Annotated in this window: 12 protein-coding genes; 6 read left to right on the forward strand and 6 right to left on the reverse strand. The window is 67.9% G+C overall.

Annotated features, from left to right (window positions below; all coding sequences use genetic code 11):
- Positions 1–1,424, reverse strand: a 1,424-nt coding sequence (locus tag RKE40_RS07310; RefSeq protein WP_316017579.1) for a DNA translocase FtsK, incomplete at its 3' end; no start/stop codon positions are given.
- Positions 1,425–1,557: 133 nt separating this feature from the next.
- Entirely contained in the window at positions 1,558–3,183 is a 1,626-nt protein-coding gene (locus RKE40_RS07315) for a long-chain-fatty-acid--CoA ligase (RefSeq protein WP_316017580.1), read from the reverse strand.
- A 102-nt stretch (positions 3,184–3,285) separates the two neighbouring features.
- Between RKE40_RS07315 and RKE40_RS07320 the strand changes: the two genes are divergently transcribed.
- The 3 genes from RKE40_RS07320 to RKE40_RS07330 all read left to right on the forward strand — a co-directional run bounded on the left by RKE40_RS07320 (position 3,286) and on the right by RKE40_RS07330 (position 6,225).
- Positions 3,286–3,777: a MarR family winged helix-turn-helix transcriptional regulator gene (locus RKE40_RS07320; protein ID WP_390893274.1), complete on the forward strand. Its 492-nt coding sequence runs from the start codon at positions 3,286–3,288 to the stop codon at positions 3,775–3,777.
- Between the two features lie 9 nt (positions 3,778–3,786).
- Positions 3,787–4,653 carry a patatin-like phospholipase family protein gene (locus RKE40_RS07325; RefSeq protein ID WP_316017581.1) on the forward strand — a complete coding sequence of 289 codons (867 nt, stop codon included), beginning with the start codon at positions 3,787–3,789 and terminating at the stop codon, positions 4,651–4,653.
- 111 nt (positions 4,654–4,764) lie between these two features.
- Positions 4,765–6,225 carry an amidase family protein gene (locus tag RKE40_RS07330; RefSeq protein ID WP_316017582.1) on the forward strand — a complete coding sequence of 487 codons (1,461 nt, stop codon included), beginning with the start codon at positions 4,765–4,767 and terminating at the stop codon, positions 6,223–6,225.
- Positions 6,226–6,229: 4 nt separating this feature from the next.
- On the opposite strand, the gene RKE40_RS07335 is transcribed toward RKE40_RS07330, so the two are convergent.
- The 3 genes from RKE40_RS07335 to RKE40_RS07345 are packed head-to-tail and all read right to left on the reverse strand — an operon-like array spanning position 6,230 to position 8,229.
- Entirely contained in the window at positions 6,230–7,258 is a 1,029-nt protein-coding gene (locus RKE40_RS07335; RefSeq protein WP_316017583.1) for a DmpA family aminopeptidase, read from the reverse strand.
- Positions 7,259–7,282: 24 nt separating this feature from the next.
- Positions 7,283–7,681 (reverse strand): VOC family protein, encoded by a 399-nt coding sequence (locus RKE40_RS07340; protein ID WP_316017708.1) that lies wholly within the window; start codon positions 7,679–7,681, stop codon positions 7,283–7,285.
- A 17-nt stretch (positions 7,682–7,698) separates the two neighbouring features.
- Entirely contained in the window at positions 7,699–8,229 is a 531-nt protein-coding gene (locus tag RKE40_RS07345; protein ID WP_316017584.1) for a hypothetical protein, read from the reverse strand.
- A 334-nt stretch (positions 8,230–8,563) separates the two neighbouring features.
- On the opposite strand from RKE40_RS07345, the gene RKE40_RS07350 reads away from it, so the two are divergent.
- From RKE40_RS07350 to RKE40_RS07360, 3 genes are all read left to right on the forward strand, one after another.
- Positions 8,564–9,946 (forward strand): aminotransferase, encoded by a 1,383-nt coding sequence (locus RKE40_RS07350; protein ID WP_316017585.1) that lies wholly within the window; start codon positions 8,564–8,566, stop codon positions 9,944–9,946.
- Between the two features lie 263 nt (positions 9,947–10,209).
- Entirely contained in the window at positions 10,210–10,407 is a 198-nt protein-coding gene (locus tag RKE40_RS07355; RefSeq protein WP_316017586.1) for a hypothetical protein, read from the forward strand.
- Positions 10,408–10,437: 30 nt separating this feature from the next.
- A complete protein-coding gene (locus tag RKE40_RS07360) occupies positions 10,438–11,328 on the forward strand; it encodes a metallophosphoesterase (RefSeq protein WP_316017587.1) in 891 nt (296 codons plus the stop codon).
- 14 nt (positions 11,329–11,342) lie between these two features.
- Here RKE40_RS07360 and RKE40_RS07365 read toward each other — a convergent pair whose 3' ends face one another.
- On the reverse strand, positions 11,343–11,963 hold the full coding sequence (locus tag RKE40_RS07365; protein WP_316017588.1) for a TetR/AcrR family transcriptional regulator: 621 nt from the start codon (positions 11,961–11,963) through the stop codon (positions 11,343–11,345).
- Positions 11,964–12,128: the final 165 nt, after the last annotated feature.

Consider the following 12,128-nt stretch of genomic DNA (forward strand, 5'->3'; position numbering starts at 1 on the left):
AGGATCATGGTGTTGATCGCGACCGACTTGCCCGAGCCGGTGGTGCCGGCGACGAGCAGGTGCGGCATGCGGGCGAGATCGGCGATCACCGGCTCGCCGCCGATGGTCTTGCCGAGGCAGAGCGCGAGCTTGTGCTTGGTCGATTCGAAGTCCTGGCTCGCCAGCAATTCGCGCAGGAAGACGGTCTCGCGCTTGGTGTTGGGCAATTCGATGCCGATCGCGTTCTTGCCCTGCACCACCGCGACGCGCGCCGAGATCGCGCTCATCGACCGTGCGATGTCGTCCGCCAGCGAAATCACCCGCGACGACTTCGTCCCAGGAGCAGGCTCAAGCTCGTACAGAGTGACGACCGGGCCGGGGCAAGCCTGCACCACCTCGCCGCGGACATTGAAGTCCTCCAGCACGCCTTCGAGGAAGCCCGCGTTCTGCTGCAGAATCTCGACCGGGATCGCGCTCTCGATCTGCGGCGGCTCCGCCAGGAAGTCGATCGGCGGCAATTCGAAGCCGGGGATCACCACCGAAACAGCAGGGGCGATCTCGACGCCGCGGCGCCGCGCGCGCTGTGCGGACGCATCGGGTTCGGGCGCGCGTTGCGGGCGCTCGGCCTTGAGGACTGAGACACCATTCTTCGCCGCCGGCGCCGGTACCGGCGACGAGCTTTCCTGCACCGGCTGCTCGACCGGTTCGGGCACCGGCATAGGGGTCAGCGAAGCGGGCGCGGTGAAGCTGACATCGAGCCGGTAGCTCTGCTTCCAGCCCATGCCGCTCCAGGGCGTCGCCGTCGCAGCGGCAGCCATGAAACCGCCGGCATGCGGCACGATCTGTCGTTCCTCAGCCAGAGCCGGCGGCGGTGACGGAGGCGGCAGCAGCGCCGGCTCGGGAAACGTCTCGGCGAAGGTCTCGATGGTCGTCTCGTCGGACCGCTCGGCATCTGGGATGAACTCCCAGAAGGCATCGTCGGACAGGAAGGCGAAGGGCGTCGACGGCATCGCCTGTTCGGCCGGCTCCGCCTCGTCTTGCGCGACGACAGCCATCTCCAGGAGCATGGCCGCTTCGTCATCGAGCACCGCGGCCAGCGCTTCCGAAGCGCCTTCGGCAGCGGCGATCTCGGCGACCTGCGCCTCGCCCCAGACCTGCTGCATCAGATGCCGCGGCGTCCGCCAGAAGCGGACGCGGTCGAGTTCGGCCGCTGGAACAGGCGGCTGCTCGGCAGGGCAGATTTCAGCGGTCTCCGCCTCGACGACCGCTGCCTCGACGATTTCCGGCTCGACAGTTTCCGGCTCGATACGAGCCTTGGCGGTCTTCGCCGGCGTACGCCAGTAACGGACCTCGGCCGGCTCGGAAGCCGGCTGGCCAGACCGGGGCTGAAGGGGAGAATTAGCGCCTTCCGCCTGGGGATTCCAATTCACTCGACGCATGGACATCAGCAAGCACGGCACACTGGTTAACGACTGCTTCGAGGCGTACCCCGGCAGGGTTAAGAGGGGATGAAGCTCTCCCCGCCGCGCAGCGCGTCGGCGGCTTGTCCCCAGGCCGATCGGCTTGCCGCAGCGTCGCCTAGACGCCCGGCAAACGGTATTCCTTGAACATCTCGCGCAGCGCCGTCTTCTGGATCTTGCCCGTCGCGGTGTGCGGAATCGCCTCGACCAAAACGACATCGTCCGGCAGCCACCATTTCGCGATCTTGCCGGTCATGAACGCGAGCATCTCCTCCTTGCCCGGCGTCCGGCCGGGCTTCGGCACGATCACCAGGAGCGGCCGCTCGTCCCATTTCGGATGGGCGACGCCGATCACAGCCGCCTCGGCCACGTCGGGATGACCGACTGCGAGATTCTCGAGCTCGATCGACGATATCCATTCGCCGCCGGACTTGATCACGTCCTTGGAGCGGTCGGTGACCTGCATGTAGCCGTGAGCATCGATGGTCGCGACATCGCCAGTGTCGAAGAAGCCGTGCTCGTCGAGGATCGGCTGCTCGTGCCGGTAATAAGCGCCGGCGACCGCCGGGCCGCGCACTTTCAGCCGTCCGAAGGTCTTGCCGTCCCAGGGCAGCTCCTTGCCCTCGTCGTCGGTCAGCCGGAACTCGACGGTGAACTGCGGATGGCCCTGCTTGACCTTGAGATCGTAGAGCGCCTCGCCTTCAAGATCGGCATAGTCCGGCTTGATCGTGCAGAAGGAGCCGATCGGGCTGGTCTCGGTCATGCCCCAGGCATGGTCGACGGTGACGCCGTACTTCTTCTCGAAGGCTTCGGTCATCGCCCGCGGACAGGCCGAGCCGCCTATGACGACGCGCTTCAGGCTGGTGAGCTTCTCGCCCGTCGCCTCGAGATGCTGCAGCAGCCCGAGCCAGACCGTCGGCACGGCCGCGGTCAACGTCACGCCCTCGCCGTTCAGAAGTTCGAGCAGCGAAGCGCCGTCGAGCTTCATGCCGGGCAGGACGAGCTTTGCCCCGGTCATCGGCGCCGAATAGGCCAGCGACCAGCTATTGGCGTGGAACAGCGGCACCACCGGCATCACGACGCTGCGCGAGGACAGGCCCATATAGTCCGGCATGGCGCAGGCCATGGCGTGCAGCACGTTCGAGCGGTGCGAATAGAGCACGCCCTTGGGCCCACCCGTGGTGCCCGAGGTGTAGCAGAGCCCGGCGGCGGTGTTCTCGTCGAGCTTCGCCCAGGCGAAATCCGCATCGCCCTCGGCGAGCCAGTCCTCATAGGAGACCGCGCCCTTCAGCGCGGTCTCCGGCATGTGCTCGCGATCGGTCAGGATGATGTAGCGCTCGATCGTCGGCAGCTTGTCCTGGATGCCCTCGACCAGCTTGACGAAGGTCAGGTCGAGGAAGAGCAGCCGGTCTTCGGCATGATCGATGATCCAGGCGATCTGCTCGGGAAACAGCCGGGGATTGACCGTATGCGTGATCGCCCCGATGCCGGTGATGCCGTACCAGAGCTCGAGATGGCGGTCGGTGTTCCAGGCCAGCGTCGCGACGCGATCGCCGACCTTGACCCCGCTGCCCGAGAGCTTCTTCGCCAGCTTCAGCGCCTTCTCGCGCACCTTTGCGTAGGTGGTACGCCGGATCGGCCCCTCGACGCTGCGGCTGACCACCTCGCGGTTGCCATGCTGGATCGCGGCATGGTCGATGATCCGGTGGATCAGCAGGGGCCAGTCCTGCATCAAGCCCAGCATGCGTCTTCTCCCCGTTGGTACTACCTGTTTTGCGCAGCATAGCCAGCGGACGCGGCGACGCGAAAGCCCTCGCGCGACGGCCGAAGATAAGCTAGTTCAGGGATGAACCATCGGGGGAAAGAGCCGTTGCCAGCATCACGCCCGGCCCCTGCGCCTGAGCCCGTCGAGCCGGACCGTGTCTGGTTCCGCTTCATGCGCCTGCACCAGCGCATGCTCGGCCAGATGACCGCGCGCATCCGCGAGCTCGGCCTCTCCATCCCGCAGTTCGATCTGCTCTCGACCCTGACCGAGCGCGAAGGCATCAGCCAGAGCGAGCTCGCCGAGCGGCTCTACGTCACCAAGGGCAATGTCTCCGGCCTGGTCGACCGGCTGGTCCAGGCCGGACTCGTCGAGCGTCGCGCCATCGCCGGCGATCGGCGCTCCTACGCCATGCACCTGACGCCAGAGGGTCGGCGGCTGGCGGAGGCCGGCATGCAGACGCAGCGCGACTTCGTCGCCTCCACCCTCGGCAAGCTGCCGACCGGCGATCTTGCCGAGCTCGATCGGCTGGTGCTGGCCTGGCGCGACCTCGCCCGCGCCGTCGACGAGACCTAGGTCAAGCGCATGTTCGTGGGGCTGGCCTATGCCGGCGGCGGCAATCGTTGCTACTGGCAGGGCGGCTTCTACGAAACGGTGGCGCCGCGGATCGGCCTGAAGCCACGCCTTGTGGTAGGTGCCAGCGCCGGCGCCTTCGCCATGCTCTATACCGCGCTCGGCCTCGGCCCGACCGTGCGCGAACTGGTGCGCGAAGCCTGTATCGGCCGGACCTCCGAGGTCGACTGGCCGGCCTTTCGCCGCGGTGGCCGCCTCTTCCCTGTCGGCGAGCTCTACCAGTCCATGCTCGCCGCGCTGTTCACCGAAGAGCGCCTGACCGAACTGCAGGCCAGGGCCGATTTCCGGGTCGCGATCTCGCGGCCGCCGCGCTTCTGGCCGCTGCCCGTCGCCGCCGCGCTCGGCATCGGCGCCTATCAGCTCGAAAAGCGCCTGCGTCGCCCGGTGCATCCGACAGCCGGTCGCAAGCTCGGTTTCGTGCCCGACCTGATCCGCATCGCCGATTGCGCCACGCCGGCCGAACTGGTCGCCGCGCTAATGGCGAGCGCTTCGGTGCCGCCCTTCATGCCCGGCGGCCTGGTCGCAGGCCGCGCGGCGCTCGATGGCGGCCTCGTCGACAGCGCCCCGGCCTGGGCGCTGGCCGAGCTGGAGCAGCAAGGCGAACCGACGCTCGTCCTGCTCACCCGCCCCTTCGCGCAAGTGCCCGAGGTCGCGAACCGGACCTATACCGGCCCGTCCGAGACGATCCCGGTCAGCCAGTTCACCATCCGCGACTGGGAGGGCATCCGCTTCGCCTATGAGCTCGGCATCCGCGATGGCGAGGCGTTCCTCCGGGCAATGGAAAAGCGGCGCACCGGACAGACCGCGACAGCGCCCTAGTCACCCGGCCCCGCACGTCGCGCAATGTCCGATCTGCGCCGTGCGGCAAGGCAGGTTTTCATCGCTCTTCACGCCGGGTTACGAATTGGCATTCGGCCGCCGGAATCAGCCATGCCTTCGATCAATCTCACCGCCTCCGCCACCAGCCTCCTCGCTGGCCTGCTGGCCCGCCGCTTCAGCGCAGGCGAACTGCTAGAAGCGACATTCGCCCGCATCGACGCGCTGAACCCGACGCTCAACGCCATCGTCGCGCAGGATCGCGCGGCGGCGCGCGCCATGGCGGCGGAGTCGGACCGGCGCATCGCGGCCGGCGAGGCGCGTCCGCTGGAAGGCCTGCCGATCACCATCAAGGACGCGTTCGACGTGGCCGGCCTGCCCTCCTCCGGCGGCCTGCCGGCCTACAAGGACCGTGTTCCCGCGGAGGACGCAGCTGCCGTCGCGCGCCTGCGCGCCGCCGGCGTGGTGATCATCGGCAAGACCATCGTCCCGGTCTTCTCCGGCGATTTCCAGAGCTACAACCCCGCCCATGGCATCGCCAACAATCCGTGGAACGCCGAATACTCGCCCGGCGGCTCCTCCGGCGGGGCGGCGGTCGCGGTCGCGACCGGCATGGCCGCCTTCGAGCTCGGCTCCGATCTCGGCTCCTCGATCCGCTGGCCGGCCCAGGCCTGCGGCGTGCTCGGCCTGAAGACCAGCTGGGGGCTGGTCTCGACCTGGGGCGCGGTGCCGCCGCCGCCCGAGCGGCGCACGGCGCGCAATGTCGACCTGATGGTCGCTGGTCCTATCGCCCGCTACGCCGAGGACCTCGACCTCGTCCTGCCCGTGCTCGCCGGTCCGCGCGACGCCCATGTCGCCGGCCCCGCCTTGGCCGCTCCCCGCCACGCCAAAGCCAAGGGCCTGCGCGTCGCGGTCTGGGCGAGCGAGCCCTTCGCACCGGTGACCCGCGAGGTTTCCGAGGCGGTGCGCGAGGCCGGTCGTCGCCTCGCCGCTGCCGGCGCGCTGGTCGACGAGGCGGCGCGCCCCGGCTTCCGCTTCACCGAGGCCTACGAGGTCTATGCGCTGCTGAACCACGCGGTCGTCGCCTATGGCCTGCCGCCGAAGGTGCGCGCCCGCATCCAGGCGCAGGCGGCCAAATTCGCTCCCGGCGATCTCTCGCATCAGGCGCTGCAGGCCCGCGGCGCCCGCATGACGCCCGGCCTCTACCAGCAGATCCACCAGCGCCGCCTCGCGCTGAAGCGGCAATGGGCTCGCTTCTTCCAGAATTACGACGTGCTGCTCTGCCCGCCCGCTCCGGTCGGCGCGCAGAAGCACGACCATCTGCCGGATTTCCATGCCCGCAGGCTCGACATCGACGGCGTGGAGCGGCCCTATCTCGACTTCCTGTGCTGGGCGAGCCTTGCGACCGGAGCCGATCTACCGGCGCTCGCGATCCCGGTAGGCCCGTCGCAGGCCGGGATGCCGCTCGGCGTGCAGGTCATCGCGCCGATGGGCGAGGATCGCAGTGCCATCGCGGTCGGGGCCATGCTCGAGCAACTGGGCGGCGGCTATCGCGTGCCGCCTGCCGCGGCGTAACAACCTACAAGCAATCCGCCAGCGAAGCTCTGCGGTTTCCGTCGCGACCGACCGTCTCCGGCGCCGCCAGCATGGCGTTGAGCACCGCCTCCTGCGTCGCCTCGGCGGCGGCGCGGAACGGCAGGTCGATCCGGTTTTCGTTCAGCGTGGCGAGCGGCACGATGTCCGCCCGCTCGCCATGCGCGATCCGGCCCGCCGTCGAGAAGGCGATGGCGATGTCGCCGCTGCCATTGCCCCAGAAGGCGCCGAGCCGGGCGAGGCCGGCGCCGCAGCGCCTGGCGATGCGCGTCAGCTGCCGGCTTTCCAGCGGCAGGTCGGTGGCCACGATGATGATCACCGAGCCGCGCTCCGGCGGCTGGGCCGTCCGCTTGGCCGGCGGCACCGGGCGACGGCCGTCGGGCAATACGAGATCGCCGGCATTGCCGAAATTCGCCTGCACCAGCACGCCGAGCGTGAAGCTGCGGCCATCCAGTTCCATCAGCCGCGAGGCCGTTCCGATGCCGCCCTTGAAGCCGAAGGCGCTCATGCCGGTGCCGGCACCGACCGCGCCTTCCTCGACCGGCCCGCCGCTGGCCGCGTCGAGCGCCGCTTCGGCATCCTCGACCCTCAGCCGCCGCGCCCGGATATCGGACAGGAAGCCGTCATTGCATTCGAGCACCAGCGAATTCACCGTGCCGGTCTCGCGGCCGATCTGCGGGTTGGCGGCGAGCGCCCGCCCGACCAAAGCCTCGATTCCGGTCGCGACCGCAAAAGTGTTGCCGAGCAGGATCGGCGTCTCGATCTGGCCGAGTTCGGCGAGCTGCATCAGCCCGGCGCTCTTGCCGAAGCCGTTGATGACCTCGACGCCGGCCCGGACCTTCTCGCGGAACAGGTCGCCTTGGTGCGGCAGAACCGCGGTGAAGCCGGTGTTGAAGTCACCATCGCGCAGCGTCCGGTGACCAACTGCGACGCCGGCCACATCGGTGATCGCGTTGCGCGGGCCGGTCGGCAGCGAGCCGCAGATCAGACCATGGTCGCGTGCCCTCTTGCGCAAGGCGCTCTCCTCCTCCGGCGACGATCAGACGGCCGCGTTGAACAGGGCTTCGAGATGGTGCCCGTCGGGGTCGACGACGAAGGCCGCATAGTAGTTCGGACCGTACTGCGCGCGTAGGCCGGGCGCGCCATTGTCGCGGCCGCCATGAAGCAGCGCCGCATGATGGAAATCCGCGACCGCCTGGCGATCCGGCGCCGCGAAGGCGAGATGGAAACCCGGCCCCGGCGCGCGCTGCCCGTCCGGGCGGTGCTTCAGAGCGAGCGCGTCTCCGCCCCCCGGAGCGCCATAGCCGACGGCTTGATTGTCCTCACCGGGCCGAAGGTCGCTCCAGACCCGGACATAGCCGAGCGGCGCGAGCACGGCGTCGTAGAATGCGGTCGCGCGCTCGATATCGGCCACGCCGAAGGAGAGGTGATGCAGCATCGGCCGGTCCGACTGGCTCACGCCGCTGCCTTGACCTTCGTCACGGTCATGCGCCGCTGCCCACCCGCCAGTTCCTCGCGCAGCACCAGCCTTTCATCGGTGGCGATCACGCCGAGCGGCACGTCATGCGTCGACAGCAAGGCGGTCGCTGACTTGTTGAGGAAGACGATCACCGGGCGGTTGCCGGCCGCCGCCCAGCGACGCAACTGGCCGAGATAGGGCTCCTTGCGCCAGGCTTGCGGCGCGCCGGGATCGAGCTGGACGAACAGCCAGTTCGTCGTCGGGTCCATCGTCAAGACGAAGCGGGCCTTGTCCGGCTTCCACTCCGGCCCCAGGAACCCTTGCGTCATCCATAGGCAGAAGAAGGCGCGACAATGCTGCGGCCGCGTCGCATGGATGCCGCACCCCCTGCCGGGCAGGCAGTGCTTGCACCAGCTGCCGGCAACGCTTTCCACTGCCGGCACGTCGTAGACCTTGCAGCACAACGTGCAGCTGCCGCAATCGCGGCCAGGCGCCGGCTGATTCGCCATGCTGGCGGGATCGATCATGCAAGACCTCGTCGAAGAGCGCGAAACCATGCGCATCACTGCTGCGGCTGGCAAGGCAATTTAGAAGTGATCGAAGCAAGCCTTCCGTCGTTTTTTGGAAGCACCCACTGCTCCGCAGGTACGTGCCTGAACGTTCTGGCATCGGTCGCGGGCCGGGCCCGTTCTCGCATTTGCCCGGGACGACCGGGAGGCGCCGGCAAGCCGCCTTGCAATTCCGGAGAGCCTGATCTGCCCTGCGCCAGACTCTGCCGCGATCTGCAAGAAAATCGCTCAGCGCTTGCGCGGCTGCGGGGCTATGCTCGCATAAAGATCCCATAAGGAAGCGGAGCCGGGCATGCTGACCAACCTCGCCGTGCGCGATATCGAGACGCTGATTCACCCCTACACCAACCTGGCCACGCATCGCGAGGTCGGCCCGCTCGTGCTCGAGCGCGGCAAGGGCGTTTTCGTCTACGACACCGCCGGCAAGGACTATATCGAGGGCATGGCCGGGCTCTGGTGCACCTCGCTCGGCTATTCCAACGACGAGTTGGCCGAGACCGCCTACGAGCAGCTGAAGAAGCTGCCCTTCACCCACATCTTCTCCGGCCGCAGCCATGATCCGGCGATCGAGCTCGCCGAGAAGCTGAAGGAGATCGCGCCGGTGCCGATCTCGAAGGTCTTCTACGGCTCCGCCGGCTCGGATGCCAACGACACCCAGGTCAAGCTGGTCTGGTACATGAACAATGCACTCGGCCGGCCGCAGAAGAAGAAGATCATCTCGCGGCTGAAGGGCTATCATGGCGTCACCGTCGCCTCGGCCTCGCTGACGGGCCTGCCTGCCAACCACACCGATTTCGACCTGCCGCTCCCCGGCATCCTCCACACCTCCTGCCCGCATCACTACCGTTTCGCCCATCCCGGCGAGAGCGAGCTCGACTTCTCGGTGAGGCTTGCCGCCGAGCTCGACGAGATGATCCAGCGCGAGGGGCCGGACACGGTCGCCGCCTTCATCGCCGAGCCGGTGATGGGCGCAGGCGGCGCGGTGACCCCGCCCGAAGGCTATTTCGAGGCGATCAACGCCGTGCTCGCGAAGTACGACATCCTGTTCATCTCCGACGAGGTCATCACTGGCTTCGGCCGCACCGGCGAGATGTTCGGCACCACCACCTACAAGATGAACGCCGACACGCTGTCCTGCGCCAAGGCGCTGACCTCGGCCTATTTCCCGCTCAGCGCCGTGATGGTCAGCGAGCCCGTCTACCAGGTTCTGGTCGACCAGAGCCGCAAGATCGGCACCTTCGGCCACGGCAACACCTATGCCGGCCACCCGGTCGGCTGCGCGGTCGCGGTCAAGACGCTGGAGATCTACCAGCGCGACAAGATCATCGAGCGCGTGCGGCAGGTCTCGCCGAAATTCCTCGCCCGCCTCGGCAAGCTGGCCGAGCATCCCCTCGTCGGCGAGGCCCGCGGCGTCGGCCTGATCGGCGGCATCGAGCTCGTCAAGGACAAGGCGAGCAAGGCGCAGTTCGAGGCCAAGAAGGCCGTCGCGGCCAAGTCTGTATCCTTCGCCCAGGAAGAAGGTGTCATCCTGCGCGCCATGGGCGGCGACCGCGTCGCCTTCTGCCCGCCGCTGGTGATCAGCGAGGCCGAGATCGACGAGATGTTCGACCGCTATGAGCGGGCGCTCGGCAAGACGCTCGACTGGGTCAAGGCCGAAGGCCTGCTCGCTGCCTGAAGCCGGCGTAGCCAGACCAGAACATCGATGCCCGCCCTCGTGGCGGGCATTTTCATTGGAGGACCGGCCTCCCGCGAAGGCGCCCGGCGCGGATTCTCGGCCGCCTCCAGCGAAACCGCACCAAAGCTGACCAAGGCCTCGTTGTGACGCAGAAAACGTCACGATGTTTTCACGATGCCGCCGCCGACAGGACCCGATCGGCTGCGACATTGACCAGGTCGGCGGCCAGGAACCGCCGGCAGGCCCAGATGGAACCGAGAGTCATGTCTTCGCAAAAGCCACAGTCCAAGGCACCGCGCAGCGCCAGCTTTCACGACGCCACCGCGCGTGAGGCGTATGCGTCACGCTTTCGCCCGATCGCGATTCCTGCCATTCTGGCGGGAACCCGCTGGGCACCTGCCGCGTTGACCTCGCAGCACAGGGACGTTCCGGCGATCCTGCGCGGCGGTTCTGAAGATTGACCACAGCACCACCTTCTACCGAGACCCTCCATGCCTGACCGGCGCAGAGTTCTTCAAACTCTCGCCGGTCTTTTTCTGTCCGCCTTCGGGCTGGGCAGCTATGCCTATGCCTGGGAGCCTGCCCATCAGGGCGTGACGCGCTACCGGTTGAAGCCGGCCGACTGGCCTGAAGGCAAATCGCTTCGCCTCGCTGCGATCTCGGATCTGCATGTCGGAGGCCCGCATGTGCCGGTGTCGCGCGTGCGCGAGATCGTCGACCTGACCAATCTCCTGCGGCCCGATCTCATCCTGCTGCTCGGCGACTTCATCGCCAGCCGGCCGAAGCGGCCGGACGACCCCCCCGAGGCGGCCTGGGCGGCCGAGCTCACCCGCCTGCAGGCCCCCCATGGCCGCTTCGCTATTCTCGGCAATCATGACTGGTGGCATGACGACAGGGCCCAGCGCGACTATCGCGGCCCGACCGAGGTTCGGCTCGCTCTCGAGGCGGTCGGCATTCCCGTGCTCGAGAATGACGCGCTCCGGCTCGAAACCAAGGCCGGCCCGCTCTGGGTCGCCGGTCTAGGCGACCAGCTCGCCTTCCTGCGCCCGCGCCGGGGCCAGCGCCGCGGTATCCACGATCTCGCCGGCACCCTCGCCAAGATCGACGACGACGCGCCGGTGATCCTGATGGCGCATGAGCCGGATATCTTCGCGCGCGTGCCCGCACGCGTCTCCTTGACGCTCTCGGGGCACACCCATGGCGGCCAGGTCCGCATCCTCGGCTGGTCGCCGATCGTGCCCTCACACTACGGCAACCGCTACGCCTACGGCCATGTCGTCGAGCGCGGCCGCAACCTGATCGTCTCGGGCGGGGTCGGCACGAGCAAGCTACCGATCAGGCTGGGCGTCCCGCCAGAGATCGTCCTGGTCGAACTGGGTTAGGCGACGCCCTGCCCTCAATGCGCCCTTTCGGGCGCGAACAGCAGCTTGACGAAGCCGCGATAGGCCAGCACCTGACGGGCCAGCCGGCTCGGATCCCCGAGCGTCCGCGACATGATGATGCCGCCATCGATCACGCAGGAGAGCATTTCGGCGAGATCATCGAGGAGCACGGGCTCCCGCATGCGATGCTGCTCGGCGATTTCGGCCAGCAGGCCGCGAAAGCGCGCATTCCAGCTGCGTACCGAGGCCGCCGTCATCTCGCGCACCTCCCGGTCGAACAGGCGCTCCTGATAGCAGATGCTGGCGATCAGGCAGCCGGGATGGCCGTTCGGCAGATCGTCCATCAGTTCGGCGAGCAGCTTGAGCGAGATCAGGAAGGCCGGCAGCGGATCGTCGGCAAGCTCCCGGCCGCGGGCGAAGATCTCGTCGAACAGCCGGTCATTGGCCTCGACATAGCGCCGCAGCATCTCGCGGGCGAGCTCGTTCTTGTCGCGAAAATGGTAGAAGAAGCCGCTCTTGGTGATCCCGGCCTCGGCGATCACCTCCTCGATCGAGGTCGCGCCGAAGCCCTTGCTGAGGACGCCGGCCTCGGCGATGGCGATAATCCTCTCGCGCGTAGCGGTGCCTTTGCTCATGGCGCGGCTCCTCTCGGCTGTACCGAGGGTACAGCCTTTGCCGCCGGCAGGTTAGGGAAAAAGCGCCCCGCGCCAGTCGACACACCGCAAGCCCATGAAAACGTGAAGAGAATTATCCACCCGGCGACTGGACCACGAGACTTCTAGAACCCGGGCCGCCCCGGG

The sequence above is a fragment of the Allobosea rubneri genome (assembly GCF_032464875.1).
In the GTDB taxonomy this organism is placed as follows: domain Bacteria; phylum Pseudomonadota; class Alphaproteobacteria; order Rhizobiales; family Beijerinckiaceae; genus Allobosea; species Allobosea rubneri.